The organism is Methylibium sp. T29-B (genome assembly GCF_000576225.1).
Taxonomy (GTDB): Bacteria; Pseudomonadota; Gammaproteobacteria; order Burkholderiales; family Burkholderiaceae_C; genus Methylibium; species Methylibium petroleiphilum.
Window position 1 is genome coordinate 1 of the sequence record NZ_AZSN01000020.1, and the last position, 17,564, is coordinate 17,564.

The 17,564-nt window shown below is 66.9% G+C and carries 17 protein-coding genes, 1 tRNA gene and 2 pseudogenes; 14 read left to right on the forward strand and 6 right to left on the reverse strand.

Going from position 1 to position 17,564, the window contains the following annotated elements:
* Positions 1–89: 89 nt before the first annotated feature.
* The 5 genes and pseudogenes from Y694_RS05310 to Y694_RS05330 all read right to left on the reverse strand — a co-directional run bounded on the left by Y694_RS05310 (position 90) and on the right by Y694_RS05330 (position 4,296).
* A complete protein-coding gene (locus tag Y694_RS05310; protein ID WP_011828989.1) occupies positions 90–890 on the reverse strand; it encodes an ABC transporter ATP-binding protein in 801 nt (266 codons plus the stop codon).
* A 10-nt stretch (positions 891–900) separates the two neighbouring features.
* Positions 901–1,818 (reverse strand): nitrate ABC transporter permease, encoded by a 918-nt coding sequence (gene ntrB / locus Y694_RS05315; protein ID WP_036230539.1) that lies wholly within the window; start codon positions 1,816–1,818, stop codon positions 901–903.
* Positions 1,819–1,833: 15 nt separating this feature from the next.
* Positions 1,834–3,086, reverse strand: a pseudogene (locus Y694_RS05320) (CmpA/NrtA family ABC transporter substrate-binding protein).
* 194 nt (positions 3,087–3,280) lie between these two features.
* A pseudogene (locus Y694_RS05325) lies at positions 3,281–3,912 on the reverse strand (ANTAR domain-containing response regulator).
* Positions 3,913–4,014: 102 nt separating this feature from the next.
* Positions 4,015–4,296: a MarR family transcriptional regulator gene (locus tag Y694_RS05330; protein WP_011828993.1), complete on the reverse strand. Its 282-nt coding sequence runs from the start codon at positions 4,294–4,296 to the stop codon at positions 4,015–4,017.
* Between the two features lie 197 nt (positions 4,297–4,493).
* On the opposite strand from Y694_RS05330, the gene tsaD reads away from it, so the two are divergent.
* A complete protein-coding gene (gene tsaD, locus Y694_RS05335) occupies positions 4,494–5,540 on the forward strand; it encodes a tRNA (adenosine(37)-N6)-threonylcarbamoyltransferase complex transferase subunit TsaD (protein ID WP_036230548.1) in 1,047 nt (348 codons plus the stop codon).
* Between the two features lie 31 nt (positions 5,541–5,571).
* Here tsaD and Y694_RS05340 read toward each other — a convergent pair whose 3' ends face one another.
* Entirely contained in the window at positions 5,572–6,030 is a 459-nt protein-coding gene (locus Y694_RS05340; protein WP_051495589.1) for an Hsp20/alpha crystallin family protein, read from the reverse strand.
* A 140-nt stretch (positions 6,031–6,170) separates the two neighbouring features.
* Here Y694_RS05340 and Y694_RS05345 point away from each other — a divergent pair, with 140 nt between their 5' ends.
* The 13 genes from Y694_RS05345 (at position 6,171) to nuoF (ending at position 17,564) form a co-directional block, all read left to right on the forward strand.
* Entirely contained in the window at positions 6,171–7,337 is a 1,167-nt protein-coding gene (locus Y694_RS05345; protein WP_036230549.1) for a pyridoxal phosphate-dependent aminotransferase, read from the forward strand.
* Between the two features lie 140 nt (positions 7,338–7,477).
* Positions 7,478–7,747, forward strand: a complete 270-nt coding sequence (gene rpsO / locus Y694_RS05350; protein WP_011828997.1) for a 30S ribosomal protein S15 — start codon at positions 7,478–7,480, stop codon at positions 7,745–7,747.
* Between the two features lie 224 nt (positions 7,748–7,971).
* Positions 7,972–10,227 (forward strand): polyribonucleotide nucleotidyltransferase, encoded by a 2,256-nt coding sequence (gene pnp, locus Y694_RS05355; RefSeq protein WP_036230550.1) that lies wholly within the window; start codon positions 7,972–7,974, stop codon positions 10,225–10,227.
* Positions 10,228–10,289: 62 nt separating this feature from the next.
* Complete coding sequence (locus tag Y694_RS05360) at positions 10,290–11,276, forward strand: NAD(P)H-quinone oxidoreductase (protein ID WP_036230551.1); 987 nt, start codon at positions 10,290–10,292, stop codon at positions 11,274–11,276.
* Between the two features lie 22 nt (positions 11,277–11,298).
* Positions 11,299–12,045 (forward strand): triose-phosphate isomerase, encoded by a 747-nt coding sequence (gene tpiA / locus Y694_RS05365; RefSeq protein WP_036230575.1) that lies wholly within the window; start codon positions 11,299–11,301, stop codon positions 12,043–12,045.
* A gap of 33 nt (positions 12,046–12,078) precedes the next feature.
* Positions 12,079–12,492 (forward strand): preprotein translocase subunit SecG, encoded by a 414-nt coding sequence (secG, locus tag Y694_RS05370; RefSeq protein ID WP_036230553.1) that lies wholly within the window; start codon positions 12,079–12,081, stop codon positions 12,490–12,492.
* Between the two features lie 180 nt (positions 12,493–12,672).
* A tRNA-Leu gene (locus tag Y694_RS05375) sits at positions 12,673–12,757 on the forward strand.
* 191 nt (positions 12,758–12,948) lie between these two features.
* On the forward strand, positions 12,949–13,308 hold the full coding sequence (locus Y694_RS05380; RefSeq protein WP_011829002.1) for an NADH-quinone oxidoreductase subunit A: 360 nt from the start codon (positions 12,949–12,951) through the stop codon (positions 13,306–13,308).
* Between the two features lie 24 nt (positions 13,309–13,332).
* Positions 13,333–13,809: an NADH-quinone oxidoreductase subunit B family protein gene (locus tag Y694_RS05385; RefSeq protein WP_011829003.1), complete on the forward strand. Its 477-nt coding sequence runs from the start codon at positions 13,333–13,335 to the stop codon at positions 13,807–13,809.
* Positions 13,810–13,830: 21 nt separating this feature from the next.
* The gene (locus tag Y694_RS05390) at positions 13,831–14,442 is read left to right on the forward strand and encodes an NADH-quinone oxidoreductase subunit C (RefSeq protein WP_036230555.1); all 612 of its coding nucleotides are present in this window, start codon (positions 13,831–13,833) and stop codon (positions 14,440–14,442) included.
* Between the two features lie 25 nt (positions 14,443–14,467).
* The gene (locus Y694_RS05395; protein ID WP_011829005.1) at positions 14,468–15,721 is read left to right on the forward strand and encodes an NADH-quinone oxidoreductase subunit D; all 1,254 of its coding nucleotides are present in this window, start codon (positions 14,468–14,470) and stop codon (positions 15,719–15,721) included.
* Entirely contained in the window at positions 15,718–16,206 is a 489-nt protein-coding gene (gene nuoE, locus Y694_RS05400) for an NADH-quinone oxidoreductase subunit NuoE (RefSeq protein WP_036230557.1), read from the forward strand. The genes Y694_RS05395 and nuoE overlap by 4 nt, the downstream gene beginning before the upstream one ends.
* 11 nt (positions 16,207–16,217) lie before the next feature.
* Positions 16,218–17,564 carry an NADH-quinone oxidoreductase subunit NuoF gene (nuoF, locus tag Y694_RS05405; RefSeq protein WP_011829007.1) on the forward strand — a complete coding sequence of 449 codons (1,347 nt, stop codon included), beginning with the start codon at positions 16,218–16,220 and terminating at the stop codon, positions 17,562–17,564.

Genomic DNA, 17,564 nt, shown 5'->3' on the forward strand with positions numbered 1-17,564 from the left:
TGCTGAGGAGACAGCGACTGCGCGGCTCAGGCGCCAGTCACTGCATCTTCAGCAACTGGTATGCCAGGTGTGTGGCAGAACCGCCTGACTCACGCGGCCTCGCGTTCGACGTGACCGTGACGCGTGTACAGGAAGTCGAGCACTTCCTTGCGGTAGTGCACATAAGCGGGATCTTCGGCGAGTTCCACCCGCAGGCGCGGGCGCGCCAGGTCCACCGTCAGGATCTCGCCGATGGTGGCGGCCGGGCCGTTGGTCATCATCACCACGCGATCGCTGAGCAGTACCGCCTCGTCGACGTCGTGGGTCACCATCACGACGGTGCTGCGGGTGCGTGCCACGATCTTCAGCAACTCGTCCTGCAGATGGGCGCGGGTGAGGGCATCGAGCGCGCCGAACGGTTCGTCCATCAGCAGCACCTTGGGCTCCATCGCCAGCGCACGGGCGATGCCGACGCGCTGCTTCATGCCACCGGAGATCTCGTGGGGGCGCTTCGCGATCGCGTGCGACATGCCCACCAGCGCGAGCGCCGCCTGAGTGCGTTCCTTGAGCTGTTCCTTCGACTCGCTCGCGCCGAACACGCGCTCCACGCCGAGGTGCACGTTCTCGTAGCAGGTCAGCCACGGTAGCAGCGAGTGGTTCTGGAACACCACCGCACGCTCCGGGCCCGGTGCCGCGATCTCGCGGTTGTCGCACAGCAGCACGCCACTGCTGGGCGTCAGCAGGCCGGCGATCAGGTTGAGCAGGGTCGACTTGCCGCAGCCCGAATGGCCGATCAGCGTGATGAACTCGCCGCGCTCGATCTGCAGGTTGATCTCGCGCAGCGCATGGAAGCGGCCCTTGCGCGTGGTGAACACCATCTCGGCGTTCTGCACTTCGATGAAGCTGGTCATGGGAGTCTCCTCAATCGTCGAAGCTGAAGCGGCGTGCGATCAGCATCAGCGCCTGCTCGAGCAGCAGACCGACGATGCCGATGACGAAGATCGCGATCAGGATATGGGCCACGTTCAGGTTGTTCCACTCGTCCCAGACCCAGAAGCCGATGCCGACGCCGCCGGTCAGCATCTCGGCCGCCACGATCACCAGCCAGGCCGTTCCGACCGACAGGCGAACGCCGGTCAGCATGTAGGGCAGCACGGCGGGGAACAGGATGCGCGTCATCACCTTCCACTCGCTGAGGTTCAGCACCCGTGCCACGTTCAGGTAGTCCTGCGGCACGCGCTGCACGCCGACGGCGGTGTTGATGATCATCGGCCAGATCGAGCAGATGAAGATCGTCCAGATGGCCGCCGGATTGGCGGCCTTGAACACCAGCAGCCCGATCGGCAACCACGCCAGTGGCGACACCGGTCGCAGCAGGCTGATCAGCGGCGAGATCATGTGGTTGACGAAGCTGAAGCGCCCGAGCACGAAGCCGGCCGGAATGCCCACCAGCGCGGCAAGCCCGAAGCCCAGCGCAACGCGTTCGAGCGAGAACAGGACGTTCCAGCCGATGCCCTGGTCGTTCGGGCCGTTGTCGTAGAACGGATCGCTGAACAGCTTCGCGAACTCGGCCCAGGTGGCCGCAGGCGTCGGGAAGGCGCCGCCGTTCATCGTGAGCAGCGCCCAGATGCCGATCAGCAGGCCGGCGCCGAAGATGGGCGGCAGCACGCGCAATGCGAGCCCGCGCCAGTCGAAGGGCTCGGCCGGAAGGCGGGCCGCCGGCCTGGCCGAAGGCAGGTCGGCTACGGACGCCGCCAATGCGGGCTTGCTGACACTCACCGCGGCGGGCGTACCGGCGAGGCCGGCACCCGAGGGATCGTGGAACACGGCACTGACCATGGGGTTCTCCTTGCTTTAAGCCTTGATCTTGAATCCGTCGGCATAGGCCTTCGGGTTCTTGCCATCCCAGACCACGCCGTCGATCAGCTTGCTGCTGCGCATCGAATCCTTCGGCACATTGATCTTCATGGCGCTCGCCACGTCCTTGTAGAGCGCGATCTGGTTGACCTGCTGCGCCACGGCCAGGTAGTCCGGGTGTTCCTTCAGCAGGCCCCAGCGCTTGTGCTGCGTGAGGAACCACATGCCGTCGCTCAGGTAGGGGAAATTGACGGCCCCGTCGTTGAAGAACTTCATGTGATTGGGATCGTCCCAGGTCTTGCCGAGACCGTTCTGGTAGCGACCGAGAATGCGCTGGTTGATGGCATCCACCGAAGTGTTGATGTACGCCTTCTGCGCAACCGTCTCGGCCATCTTCATCTTGTTCTGCAGGCCGGCGTCGATCCACTGGCTGGCTTCCAGCACGGCCATCATCACTGCGCGCGTGGTGTTCGGGTTCTTCTTGACGAAGTCGTTGGTCGTTCCCAGCACCTTCTCGGGATGGTCCTTCCAGATGTCCTGCGTGGTGTTGGCCGTGATGCCGATGCCGTCCATGATGGCGCGGTGGTTCCAGGGTTCGCCCACGCAGAAGCCATCCATATTGCCCACGCGCATGTTGGCCACCATCTGCGGTGGCGGCACCGTGATGAGCTTCGCGCCGGACAGGGGGTTGATGCCGGCGGCCGCCAGCCAGTAGTGCATCCACATCGCGTGCGTGCCCGTCGGGAAGGTCCCGGCGAAGGTGTACTCCCGCTTCTCCGTCGCCATCAGCTTGGACAATGAAGGCCCGTCGACGGCGCCTTGTCCGCAAGGGCTTTCGACAGCGTGATCGCCTGACCGTTGTTGTTGAGCGCCATCAGCACGGCCATGTCCTTCTTGGGGCCGCCGGTACCGAGGTGCACGCCGTAGATCAGCCCGTAGAGGACGTGCGCCATGTCGAGCTCGCCGTTGACCAGCTTGTCGCGCACGCCGGCCCAGGACGCTTCCTTGGTGGGCACGATCTTCACGCCGTACTTCTTGTCGAAGCCGAGCACCGAGGCCATCACCACGGAGGCGCAGTCGGTCAGCGGGATGAAGCCGATCCGCACCTCGTCCTTCTCGGGCTTGTCGGAGCCGGCGGCCCAGACGGCGGATTGCAATCCAGGCACGGCGCCGACGGCGGTGGCGGCTGCAGCGGCTTTCAGCATGGTGCGGCGGCCCAGCAGGGCGCGGTTGGCGATGTCGTTCGGCATGGCATTCGGACTCCAGAAATCAGGCTCAAATGAAAAACGGCGCCATCACGACCACACAGCCCTGGAGCGGTGCGGGGTGAGACGCCGTCGTCTGCTGCGGTGTGGCCGAGCGTGGCCGCACCGGAAAGGGGATCGCCGTTGATCCTTGGGTGCACTGCAGCAAACCTCGTGCCAGAGCGGGAAGATCGAGCGCCTCAGCCCAGCATGTCGGCCACGTCGATCAGGCGTTGCGCGACCTCCGCGACCCGCAGGCCGCGGTCCATCGCTGTCTTGCGCAACCGGGCGTAGGCCTCGTCCTCGCTGAGTTGCTGGCGGCTCATCAACAAGCCTTTGGCGCGGTCGATCAGCTTGCGGTCGCTGAGCTGCGTGCGCGCGTCGGCGAGTTCGCGGCGCAGGGCTTCCTCGTGCTGAAAGCGTGCGAGCGCGACGTCGAGCACCGGTTTGATGCGCTCGGGCGCCAGGCCGGCGACGACATAGGCCGTCACGCCGGCGGCGATGGCCGCGCGACGTGGCTGGTGTCGGCGTCGTCGGTGAACAGCACGATGGGCCGGCGTTCGTCGCGCGTGGACATCACGACGTGCTCGAGCGTGTCGCGCGCCTGGCTTTGCGCGTCGACAACGATCATGTCAGGCTGGATCTGCGCGATGCGCTCGGGCAGGAAGGCATCGATCGGCAATACCGCGACGATGTTGTAGCCGTTGGCCAGCAGGCCGATGCGCAGGCTGCGCGAGCGTTCCGCCTCGACGAGTGCGTCGTCGTCGTCCGCGGCCGGGGTGAGCGATTCCGGTGCGACGATGACGATGCGCAGCGCCTGGAGAGAGGTCATGTTGGCTGCGCTGCAAGGAGCGCGCCAACGGCCACCACGCCGACGCTGGAAATGACAAGGCCCGCTCGAGGCGGGCCTTGTCACGGAGTCGGTACCGTGAGTCTAGATCGGGCTCTGTGTCGCGAAGGCGCGGCGCCACAACGCCATCGGCAGCAGCTTGCCGAGCGCGGTGGGCGGTGCGGCGTGCGGACGTTCGTCGAGCAGTTCGCGCTCCGACAGCGTGTCGAGAAACTGCATCACCGCCGAACGTGCTAGGCCGCTCTCGGCCATCAGCTGGCGCACGGTCACGTGGCGGTGGGACATCTGGTGCAGCATGCGCCGGTAGGCCGTGCGATGGAATCCTGCCGGCAGGTCGGGCCAAGCGGAAAGCTTGTACTGTTTCATGGGGCGATCTACCGGGAGCGCGGCCTCACGCCGCTGTGAACGCAGGTTAACCAGCGCGCCCGGACTGCGATAGGTCGACAGTCCCGAATATCGTGTTTTCCGTCACACCCGCCATGTGACCAAAGGAAACGAATGGCATGGTTTTGTGGCAGGGCCGGTGCTCGAGGTCACCGGAATCGCCTCACTACACTCCTGCGATGCTGATTCTCGGCTTCGAATCTTCCTGCGACGAAACCGGCGTGGCGCTGGTGGCGGCCGACCATGGCGAGCGCCCGCGACTGCTTGCCCACGCCTTGCACAGCCAGGTCGCCATGCACGAGGCCTACGGCGGTGTCGTGCCCGAACTCGCCTCGCGCGATCACATCCGTCGGGCCTTGCCGCTGACGCGACAGGTGCTTGCCGAGGCGGGCCGGGCGTTGGCCGATGTCGACGTGGTGGCCTACACGCGCGGTCCCGGGCTGGCTGGCGCGCTGCTGGTCGGCAGCGCGGTGGCCTGCGCGCTCGCCGCGGCGCTGGACCGGCCGGTGCTGGGCATCCATCATTTGGAGGGTCATCTGCTGTCGCCCTTCCTGTCGGTCGATCCGCCGCAGTTCCCGTTCGTGGCGCTGCTGGTCTCGGGCGGGCACACGCAGCTGATGCGGGTCGACGGTGTGGGCGATTACGCGTTGCTTGGCGAAACGATCGACGACGCGGCCGGCGAGGCCTTCGACAAGTCGGCCAAGTTGCTCGGCCTGGGCTACCCCGGCGGACCGGCGCTTGCCCGCCTTGCGGAGTTCGGCGACCCGACCGCCTATGCGCTGCCGCGGCCGTTGCTGCACCGGGATACGCTCGATTTTTCCTTCGCCGGACTCAAGACCGCGGTACGCACCCAGGTTCTGAAGCTCGGTGAGGGCGTCTGCGAGCAGCCGCGTGCCGACCTCGCGGCTGCCACGCAGGCCGCGATCGTGGAGGTGCTGGTGAAGAAGTCGCTCGCCGCGCTGCGGGCCACCAGGCTGCAGCGGCTGGTGGTGGCCGGTGGTGTGGGGGCGAATCGCAGCCTGCGGTCGCAGCTCGATGCCGCTTGCGCGAAGCGCGGCGTTCGTGTGCACTATCCGGAGGTGTCGCTGTGCACCGACAACGGCGCGATGATCGCGCTGGCCGCGGCCATGCGGCTGCAGGCCGGCCGCGCGACCGCACGACGCGACCACGCGTTCGACGTGCAGCCGCGCTGGCCGCTCGCCGCGCTGGACGTCGGGGTGCCCTGAGCGAGGCCCCGACGTTCGGTTCGCCGCCGGATCAGCCGACGGCGAGCTGCGTGGCCGGCTTGAGCTTCTTGGTCAGTGTCAGGCTCAGCACGCCGTTCTCCAGGCGAGCCTGGGAAGCGGACTCGTCCACCTCGACCGGCAACGTGAAGCTTCGGGCGTAGGCAGTGCGGCTGCGTTCGCGCACCAGCAACTGTTCGCCTTCGGCGGCCGGCGCGTCGGCGGGCGACGAAGCCTCGATGCTGATGCGCTTGCCGTCGATCGTGACCTTGACGTCTTCCTTCGCGACGCCGGGCATGTCGAGCTGCACGCTGTAGGTCTGCTCGGTCTCGCGCAGATCCAGTGCAGGCTGGCGGGTGACGTGCTCGGAAGCGGCGGCGGCGAAGACCCGTTCGACGTTGCCGTCGAACAGGCGGTCGAAGGCGCGGCCCAGGTTGCGGGCGTGGCCGTTGTAGGCGTGGCGGTGGGTGCGGGTGATGGGCATGACGAACATGGCGTTCTCCTAGAATCAGGTGGAAGGCAGCGAACGGCTGCCCATGCCGCCGAATTGAGAGCGGCATTTTTGTTTTCAAGGCCGTTGTATTTCGAGGCGCCGCCCTCACGCGGAGCGGCCTTTTTCGGGGGATCCCAGCGATGCGCGAGCTCATCCGGCAGCTGCCCGGCTCCAAGATCCGCGAGGTGGCCAATGCCGGGTTGGGCCGCAGCGACGTGCTGGCGTTCTGGTTCGGCGAGGGCGACGAAGTGACGCCCGGTTTCGTGCGCGACGCGGCCGTCGCGTCGCTGAAGCAGGGCGAAACCTTCTACTCGCACAACCTGGGGCTGCATGAACTGCGCGAAGCGCTGGCCGGCTATGTCGGTGCGCTCCACCGGCCGCTCGGGCCGGAGCGGATCGCCGTCACTTCCTCGGGCGTGAACGCGCTGATGATCGCGATGCAGGTCCTGGTCGGGGCCGGCGACGAGGTCGTGGCGGTCGTGCCGGTCTGGCCCAACCTGACTGCGCAGCCGGTCATTCTGGGCGCGCAGGTGACTCGCGTGCCGCTGCGGCCGCAGTCCGGCGCCTGGCGACTGGATCTGGACGAACTGCTGGCGGCGGTCACGCCACGCACCCGCGTGCTGCTGGTGAATGCGCCGAACAACCCTACCGGTTGGACGCTGAGCCGGGACGAGCAGGCGGCGATCCTGGCGCACTGTCGTCGCACCGGCACCTGGATCGTTGCCGATGAGGTTTACGAGCGGCTCTACTTCGGGGGCGGCGCGAGGGCCGGGGGGCCGCCGGCGGCGCCGTCCTTCCTCGACGTCGCCGACGCCGACGACCGCTTGCTGGTGGCGCACAGCTTTTCCAAGAGCTTCCTGATGACCGGTTGGCGGCTCGGCTGGCTGGTGCTGCCACCGGCCTTGCTGGACGCAGTGGGCAAGCTGATCGAGTTCAACACCTCGTGCGCGCCGGTCTTCGTGCAACGGGCCGGACTGGTGGCGGTGGAGGGGGCGGCGGCAACGCTGCCGAGCCTGGTCGGACACCTGCGAACCTGTCGCGACACCTTGCTGCCGGCGCTGCAGGCGCTACCCGGCTTGGAGGTGGCGGTGCCCGAGGGCGGCATGTACGCCTTCTTCCGCGTGGTGGGCGAGACGGACTCGCTGGCGTTCGCGAAGCGCCTCGTGGCCGAGGCTGGCCTGGGCCTTGCACCGGGCGCGGCCTTCGGGCCGGAGGCCGAAGGCTGGCTGCGCTGGTGCTTCGCGTCGAGCGACCCGGGCCGCCTGACGCAAGGGGTCGAACGCCTGCGGCAGGGACTGCGGCTATAATTTCGAGGTTTCGCGGCCCGCGGCTGCGTAACGTCAGCACGGCATGGGTCGGTTTCACCCGTGACCGCAAGTGGAAATCCGAAACCGTGGCACGCCGTTCCTGCGAGCGTCAGCGGTTTCATCGCAACCAGGAAACAGACATGGCAGTTGCCGACCTCAACATCTCCGAAATCGTCAAGTCGAACGCGCGCGGTGCTTCCGACACAGGATCGCCCGAAGTGCAAGTGGCCATCCTGACCGCTCGCATCAATGACCTGACCCCGCACTTCAAGACCCACGCCAAGGACCATCATGGTCGTCGCGGCCTGCTGAAGATGGTGAGCCGCCGCCGCAAGCTGCTCGACTACCTGAAGGGCAAGGACGCCGACCGCTATACCGCGCTGATCCAGAAGCTGGGCCTGCGCAAGTAAGCCGAATCGCATGACGAAGAGCCTGTCTGGCACCCCCAGCGCAGGCTCTTCGTGTTTTGGAGCAAGCCGCACGCGAGCGTCGATGTGTCATTCCAACGCGATTGCCGTTGCAGACGCGCTGGAATGGCATCCCGCTCGAGCGCTGAGCTCCCGGTGACAGGCGCCACCGATCGCGCCCCGAGTCGCCCCGGCGTACCGCGCCGGGCATCCAATTGGAGACAAGCATGAGCCTGTTCAACAAGATCACCAAGACCTTCCAATGGGGTCAGCACACCGTCACGCTGGAAACCGGTGAGATCGCCCGTCAGTCGGGGGGTGCGGTCATCGTCGACATGGACGGCACCGTGGTGCTGGCCACGGTCGTGGCCGCCAAGAACCCGAAGCCGGGCCAGGACTTCTTTCCGCTGACCGTCGACTACATCGAGAAGACCTATGCCGCCGGCAAGATCCCCGGCAGCTTCTTCAAGCGTGAAGGCCGCCCGAGCGAACTGGAAACGCTGACCAGCCGCCTTATCGACCGTCCGCTGCGCCCGCTGTTCCCGGAAGGCTTCTACAACGAGGTGCAGGTCGTCGTGCACGTGCTGTCGCTGAACCCCGAGGCGTCGGCCGACATCGCCGCGCTGATCGGCTCCAGCGCTGCGCTGGCGATCAGCGGCATCCCGTTCAACGGCCCGATCGGCGCGGCGCGCGTGGGCTACATCAACGGCGAGTACGTGCTCAACCCGGGCCCGACGCAGCTGGCCGATTCCAAGCTCGACCTGATCGTCGCCGGCACCGAGGCGGCCGTGCTGATGGTGGAGTCCGAGGCCGACCAGCTGCCCGAAGACATCATGCTCGGCGGCGTGGTATTCGGTCACGAGCAGGGCAACATCGCCGTGCGCGTGATCAATGAGCTGGTGCGCGAGGCCGGCAAGCCCGAGTGGCAGTGGACCCCGCCCGCCAAGGACGAGGACTTCATCGCCAAGGTCAATGGCCTGGGCGAAGCCAAGTTGCGCGCGGCCTACCAGATCCGTTCCAAGCAGGATCGCACGCAGGCCACCCGCGCGGCCTACGCCGAGGTGCTGGCCGCACTGGCCGCCGAAGGCGCGGCGGTCGACAAGGTCAAGGTCGAGAACCTGCTGTTCGACATCGAGGCCAAGATCGTGCGCAGCCAGATCCTGGCCGGCGAGCCGCGCATCGACGGCCGCGACACCCGCACGGTGCGTCCGATCGAGATCCGCTCCAGCGTGCTGCCGCGCACCCACGGCTCGGCGCTGTTCACGCGTGGCGAGACGCAGGCGCTGGTCATCACCACGCTGGGCACCGAACGCGACACGCAGCGCATCGACGCGCTGGCCGGCGAGTTCGAGGACCGCTTCATGTTCCACTACAACATGCCTCCTTTCGCCACCGGCGAGACGGGCCGCGTGGGCTCGCCCAAGCGCCGCGAGATCGGCCACGGCCGTCTTGCCAAGCGCGCGCTGATCCCGGTGCTGCCGAAGAAGGACGAGTTCGCCTACGCGATCCGCGTCGTCTCGGAGATCACCGAATCGAATGGCTCCTCGTCGATGGCCTCGGTCTGCGGCGGCTGCCTGTCGATGATGGACGCGGGCGTGCCGCTGAAGGCCCACGTGGCTGGCATCGCGATGGGCCTGATCAAGGACGGCAACCGCTTCGCGGTGCTGACCGACATCCTGGGCGACGAGGATCACCTCGGCGACATGGACTTCAAGGTGGCCGGCACGACCACCGGCGTGACCGCGCTGCAGATGGACATCAAGATCCAGGGCATCACCAAGGAGATCATGCAGGTGGCGCTGGCGCAGGCCAAGGAAGCGCGTCTGCACATCCTCGGCAAGATGGTCAAGGCGCTCGGCGGTGCGAAGGAAGAGCTGTCGGTGTTCGCGCCGCGCCTCTACGTGATGAAGATCAACCCCGAGAAGATCCGCGACGTGATCGGCAAGGGCGGCGCCACCATCCGCGCGCTGACCGAGGAGACCGGCACGCAGATCAACATCGAGGAAGACGGCACCATCACCATTGCGTCGACCGACGGCGACAAGGCCCAGGCGGCCATGAAGCGCATCGAGGAGATCACGGCCGAGGCCGAGATCGGCAAGGTCTACGAGGGCCCGGTCACGAAGATCCTGGACTTCGGCGCGCTGGTCAACATCCTGCCCGGCAAGGACGGGCTGCTGCACATCAGCCAGATTGCCCACCAACGCGTGGAGAAGGTCACCGACTTCCTGACCGAAGGCCAGATCGTCAAGGTCAAGGTCCTGGAGACCGACGAGAAGGGGCGCATCAAGCTGTCGCTGAAGGCGCTGCTCGAGCGGCCCGAGGGCTATGTCGAGGAAGAGCGCCCGCGCCGTGAATACGGTGACCGGGGCGATCGCGGTGACCGCGGCCGTGACCGGGGCGACCGCCCGCCGCGTCGCGAGCGTGGCGACGCGCCGCAGGCCGCGCCCGAGTCCGACGTGCCCTCGCCGCAAGCGGAGTGAGGCAGAGGATGGACGCGTCGTCGCCGGCTCGGCGCCGCTGACGACGCAGACACGCACGACGCATGCAAGCGATCGAAATCTCCCAGCCCGGCGGGCCCGAGGTGCTGCGTCTCGTCGAGCGGCCCGAGCCGGAGCCAGGGCCGGGGGAACTGCTCATCGACGTCGCCGCGGCCGGCGTCAATCGACCTGATGTGCTGCAGCGCGCCGGGGCCTACCCGCCGCCGCCCGGCGCGTCCGACCTGCCGGGACTGGAGGTGGCGGGCCGCATCGTCGGCGGCGACGCGGGTGCGCTGGCTGCGGCAGGCTTCCGGCTCGGCGACCGCGTCTGCGCGCTCACCCACGGCGGTGGCTATGCGCAGCGCTGCGTGGCGCCGGTCGGCCAGTGCCTGCCGGTGCCGGCCGGCTGGAGCGACATCGAGGCGGCCAGCCTGCCGGAGACGCTGTTCACGGTCTGGATCAACGTCTTCGAGCGGGCCCGACTCCAGCCCGGCGAGACGCTGCTGGTGCAGGGCGGTGCCAGTGGCATCGGCGTGACGGCGATCCAACTGGCCAAGGCCTTCGGTTGCAGAGTGTTCGTGACGGTCGGCGACGACGCGCGGGCGCAGGCCTGCCGCGCCATCGGCGCCGACGAGGCGATCAACTACCGGACCCGGGATTTTGTTGCCGAAGTCGAGCGCCTGACCGGAGGCCGGGGGGTCGATGTGATCCTCGACATGGTGGCCGGCAGCTACGTGGCCCGTGAACTCCGGTGTCTGGCCGACGACGGACGGCTGTCCATCATTGCGGTGCAGGGCGGCACGAAGGCCGAGTTCGACGGCGGCGCGCTGCTGCGCCGCCGGCTCACCATCACCGGCTCCACGCTGCGTCCACGCACCACCGAGTACAAGGCGGCCGTCGGTGCCGCGCTGCGCGCCCGGGTCTGGCCGCTGATCGAGGCCGGGCGTTTCAAGCCCATGATCCACAAGACGTTTCCCGCCGCGCAGGCTGCGCAGGCTCATGAGCTGATGGAGTCCGGTCAGCACGTGGGCAAGCTCGTCTTGACCTGGTGACAAGGAGAAGCCAATGAGTGACATCCGCCGCAAACTGGTGGTCGGCAACTGGAAGATGCACGGCACCCACGCCACGAACGAGGCCCTGCTCGAAGGGCTGAAGTCGGCCGGCCCCTTGCCCTGCGAGGCCGCGGTGTGCGCACCATTTCCCTATCTGGCGCAGGCGGCGGAGCGGCTGGCCCGCAGTGCGATCGCCTGGGGTGCGCAGGACTGCTCGGTGCATGAGCAGGGCGCCTACACCGGCGAGGTCTCGGTGGCGATGCTGGCCGACTTCGGCTGCCGCTACGTGATCGTCGGGCACTCGGAGCGGCGTGCCCTGCACGCCGAAAGCGATCAGCTGGTGGCCGACAAGGCCCAGGCGGCGCTGGCCAGGGGCGTGACGCCGATCGTCTGCGTCGGCGAGACACTCGCGCAGCGCGATGCAGGCGAGACGGAAGACGTTGTCAAGCGGCAGCTCTCGGCCGTGATCCATACGCTTGCGCACTGCGTTGGCGAGATGGTGGTGGCCTATGAGCCGGTGTGGGCCATCGGCACGGGCCGCACAGCCAGTCCGGAGCAGGCGCAGGCGGTCCATGCGCTGCTGCGGGCTCAGCTTGCCGCGGCCACGCCGCGCGCTGCGCAGATGAAGTTGCTCTACGGCGGCAGCGTCAAGCCCGACAACGCCGCGACGCTGTTCGCTCAGGTCGACATCGACGGCGGCCTGATCGGCGGCGCGTCGCTGAAAGCCGCTGATTTCATCGCGATCTGTCGTGCCGCGAGCACGCGCTGAACGCCGCTAGTTCTTGAATCCTGGAGTCGATCTATGCAGATGCTGTTGACGGTGATGGTGGTGGTGCAGATGCTTTCCGCGCTGGTGATGATCGGCCTGGTGCTGATCCAGCACGGCAAAGGCGCCGACATGGGCGCGTCGTTCGGCAGCGGCGCCTCGGGCAGTCTGTTCGGTGCCTCGGGCAGCGCGAACTTCCTGTCGCGCTCCACGGGTGTGTGTGCGGCGATCTTCTTCGCCTGCACGCTGGCGCTCGCCTATTTCGGCAACCTGCGTGCGAGCACCGGCGGTGGCGAGTCCATCCTGGAGCGCGCGGTTCCTGCATCGACGGCGGCGAGCGCGGCGCCAGCCTCCCAGATCCCCGGTGCGGCATCGGCTGCCGCGCCGGTCGTCGTGCCGCAAGCGCCTGCAGTCGAAGCCTCGGGGGCCGCTCAGATCCCTGCGAAGTGACAGCCAGGCGATAGCTTTCCCGACCCGCGTGGCACGGCAGCGCAAGTGGCTGTTGTCATGCTGCGAATGGCGCAAAGTCGTACCAGTTTGACGATAGAATCAGTGGCTGTCCGGTGAGCAATTCCTCATGCAATCCGGGCGGTGAATTCCGCGGTGCACGTGGCTGCGGAGCGAGTGAAGGCCGTCGTGGTGAAATTGGTAGACACGCTATCTTGAGGGGGTAGTGGCGAAAGCTGTGCGAGTTCGAGTCTCGCCGACGGCACCAAGAACAAGAAACGTTCGTTTCGGGCTGGAGCAGCATCCGGCGCAGCCCAAAGCGCCCTGACAGCAATGCACAGGGGACCGGGCGCGCTGAGCGTGTGGAGGGGTCTGGCAACAGGCCGCGTCACTGCAGCGCGCTTTGTTTTTGCCGGATGAGCGCAGCCAATCGATCGACGTACCGAGCCACGCACCACGATGAACCTCGAGTCCTACCTGCCGGTGATCCTGTTCATCCTCGTGGGCGCTGCGGTCGGCATCGCGCCGCAGTTGATCGGTTTCATCTTCGGCCCGCACCGGCCCGATGCGGACAAGAACTCTCCGTACGAGTGCGGCTTCGAGGCCTTCGAGGACGCGCGGATGAAGTTCGACGTGCGCTACTACCTCGTCGCCATCCTGTTCATCCTGTTCGACCTGGAGATCGCCTTCCTGTTCCCCTGGGCCGTTGCGCTCAAGGAGATCGGAGCGCCGGGCTTCTGGGCCATGATGGTTTTCTTGGGCATCCTGGTCGTCGGCTTTGCCTACGAATGGAAAAAAGGCGCTTTGGATTGGGAATGACCGCAATGACCAGGAGCTTCTGAGATGGGCATCGAAGGCGTTCTCAAGGAGGGGTTCATCACCACCTCCGCCGACAAGTTGATCAACTGGTCGAAGACCGGTTCGCTGTGGCCCATGACCTTCGGTCTGGCGTGCTGCGCGGTCGAGATGATGCACGCGGGCGCGGCCCGCTACGACATCGACCGCTTCGGCATGCTGTTCCGCCCCAGCCCGCGCCAGAGCGACCTGATGATCGTCGCCGGCACGCTGTGCAACAAGATGGCGCCGGCCCTGCGCAGGGTCTACGACCAGATGGCCGAGCCGCGCTGGGTGCTGAGCATGGGCTCGTGCGCGAACGGCGGCGGTTACTACCACTACAGCTATTCGGTCGTGCGCGGCTGCGACCGCATCGTGCCGGTCGATGTCTACGTGCCGGGCTGTCCGCCAACGGCCGAGGCGCTGCTCTACGGCATCCTGCAGCTGCAGGCCAAGATCCGGCGCGAAAACACCATCGCCCGCTGAACCGGACGCTGCTGCCCCTCCATGGACCACAAAATCGACCTCCTGCAGCCGGCCCTCGAAGCCGCACTGGCCGGCAAGATCCAGGCGCTGGTGCGCGATCGCGGCGAACTGACACTGACGGTGGCGGCCGCCGACTATCTGGCCGTGTGCACGACGCTGCGCGATCATGCCGAGCTGAAGCTCGAGCAGCTGATCGACCTGTGCGGTCTCGACTACTCGTCCTACAAGGACGGCGCGGGCTCGCCCTACACCGAAGGCCCGCGCTACTGCGTCGTGCTGCACCTGCTGTCGGTCAGCAAGAACTGGCGCCTGCGGCTCAAGGTGTTCTGCGCCGACGACGGGTTGCCCGTCGTGCCGTCGGTCAACGAGATCTGGGCTGCCGCAAACTGGTTCGAGCGCGAGGCCTTCGATCTCTACGGCATCGTGTTCGAGGGCCATGCTGACCTGCGCCGCATTCTCACCGACTACGGCTTCATCGGTCATCCGTTCCGCAAGGATTTCCCGACCACCGGGCACGTGGAGATGCGCTACGACGCCGAGCAGCGTCGCGTGATCTACCAGCCTGTCACGATCGAGCCGCGCGAGATCACGCCGCGCATCATCCGCGAGGACAACTACGGCGGTCTGCACTGACGCGCTGCGAGAACCCGAGTCCCTCATGGCCGAGATCAAGAACTACACCCTCAATTTCGGGCCGCAGCATCCGGCGGCCCACGGCGTCCTGCGCCTGATCCTCGAGCTCGACGGCGAGGTGATCCAGCGCGCAGATCCGCACATCGGCCTGCTGCACCGCGCGACCGAGAAGCTCGCGGAGAGCAAGACCTACATCCAGTCGCTGCCCTACATGGACCGTCTCGACTACGTGTCCATGATGTGCAACGAGCACGCCTACTGCCTGGCGATCGAGAAGCTGCTCGGCGTCGATGTGCCGGTCCGTGCCCAGTACATCCGCGTGATGTTCTCCGAGATCACGCGCATCCTGAACCACCTGCTGTGGATCGGCGCTCACGGTCTCGACTGCGGTGCGATGAACATCCTCATCTACGCCTTCCGCGAGCGCGAGGACCTGTTCGACATGTACGAGGCGGTGTCGGGTGCGCGCATGCACGCGGCCTACTTCCGTCCGGGCGGCGTGTACCGCGACCTGCCGGACACCATGCCGCAATACCGGGTCTCGAAGATCCGCAACGCCAAGGCACTGGCGAAGATGAACGAGAACCGGCAGGGCTCGCTGCTGGACTTCATCGAGGACTTCTGCCGTCGGTTCCCCAAGAACGTCGACGATTACGAGACGTTGCTCACCGACAACCGCATCTGGAAGCAGCGCACCGTGGGCATCGGCGTCGTGACGCCGGAGCGCGCACTGAACCTCGGCTTCACCGGTCCGATGCTGCGCGGCTCGGGCATCGCCTGGGACCTGCGCAAGACGCAGCCCTACGACGTCTACGACCGCGTCGATTTCGACATCCCGGTCGGTGCCGGCGGCGATTGCTACGACCGCTACCTGGTGCGCGTCGAGGAGCTGCGCCAGTCGAACCGCATCATCCAGCAGTGCGCGGCCTGGCTGCGCGCCAACCCCGGCCCGGTGATCACCGACAACCACAAGGTCGCGGCGCCGGGGCGGGTGGACATGAAGTCCAACATGGAAGAGCTGATTCACCACTTCAAGCTCTTCACCGAGGGCTTCCACGTGCCCGAGGGCGAGGCCTACGCGGCCGTCGAGCACCCGAAGGGCGAGTTCGGCATCTACCTGGTGAGCGACGGTGCCAACAAGCCCTACCGACTCAAGATCCGCGCGCCCGGCTTCGCCCACCTCGCGGCGATGGACGAGATGTCGCGCGGCCACATGATCGCCGACGCCGTGGCGGTGATCGGCACGATGGACATCGTTTTCGGCGAGATTGACCGATGACACTTTCCGAAGCCACCAAGGCGCGCTTCGACCGCGAGGTCGCCAAGTACCCCGCCGAACAAAAGCAGTCCGCGGTGATGGCCTGCCTGGCCATCGTGCAGCAGGAGCAGGGGCACGTGTCGGCCGATGCCGAGCGGGCCATCGCGGCCCACCTCGGCATGCCGCCGATCGCGGTGCACGAGGTGACCACCTTCTACAACATGTACAACCAGCAGCCGGTCGGCCGCTTCAAGCTGAACGTCTGCACCAATCTGCCGTGCCAGCTGCGCGATGGTGAGACCGCGCTGCAGCACGTGTGCAAGAAGCTCGGCGTCGAGCCCTACGGTTCCACGGCCGACGGTGTGTTCACCGTGCAACCGAGCGAATGTCTCGGCGCCTGCGCCGACGCGCCGGTGATGCTGCTCAATGACCGCCAGATGCTGAGCTTCATGACCGAGCAGCGGCTCGACGAACTGCTCGCGCTGCTGGCAGCGCAACCGAAGTGAGGGCGCCGACGATGCTCGACCTGTCGAAGTTCCAGGCCACCGGTCGCGAGACCTGTTTCCACGACCGTCACATCGGCGCGCAGATCGTCGCCGGGCTCGACGGCCGCAACTGGCGCCTGAAGGACTACGAGGCGCGCGGCGGCTACCAGGCGCTGCGCAGGATCCTGCAGGGTGGCGAGGGCGTCGAGCCGATGACGCCGGACCAGGTGATCGCCGAGGTCAAGGCCTCCGGGCTGCGCGGGCGCGGCGGCGCAGGCTTCCCGACCGGGCTGAAGTGGAGCTTCATGCCGCGCCAGTTCCCGGGCCAGAAGTACCTGGTCTGCAACTCCGACGAAGGCGAGCCGGGTACCTGCAAGGACCGCGACATCCTTGCCTACAACCCGCACATCGTCATCGAGGGCATGATCATCGCGGCCTACGCGATGGGCATCTCGGTCGGCTACAACTACATCCACGGCGAGATCTTCGAGATCTACGAACGTTTCGAGGAAGCGCTCGAGGAGGCCCGTGCCGCCGGTTACCTGGGCAACGCCATCCTCGGCTCCGCCCACAGCTTCCAGTTGCACGCCTTCCATGGCTTCGGTGCCTACATCTGCGGCGAGGAGACGGCGCTGCTCGAATCGCTGGAGGGCAAGAAGGGTCAGCCGCGCTTCAAGCCGCCGTTCCCGGCCAGCTTCGGCTTGTACGGCAAACCGACGACGATCAACAACACCGAGACCTTCGCCGCGGTACCCTGGATCATCCGCAACGGCGGCCAGGCCTATCTGGAATGCGGCAAGCCGAACAACGGCGGCACCAAGATCTTCTCGATGGTCGGCGACGTCGAGCGTCCCGGCAACTACGAGATCCCGCTCGGCACGCCGTTCTCGACATTGCTCGAGCTCGCCGGCGGCGTGAAGGGCGGCCGCGGCCTGAAGGCGGTGATCCCGGGCGGCTCGTCGGCGCCGGTGCTGCCGGCCTCGATCATGATGAACACGACGATGGACTACGACTCCATCGCGAAGGCTGGCTCGATGCTGGGTTCCGGTGCGGTGATCGTCATGGACGACACGCGCTGCATGGTCAAGAGTCTGCTGCGCCTGTCCTACTTCTACCAGCACGAGAGCTGCGGCCAGTGCACGCCGTGCCGCGAAGGCACCGGCTGGCTGTGGCGCATGGTCGATCGCATCGAGCGCGGCCACGGCCGGATGGAAGATATCGATCTGCTGAACTCCGTGGCCGACAACATCCAGGGGCGCACGATCTGCGCGCTGGGTGATGCGGCCGCCATGCCGGTGCGCGCGATGATCAAGCACTTCCGCGAGGAGTTCGTGCACCACATCGAACACAAGACCTGCACGGTCCCGGCCTACGTCTGA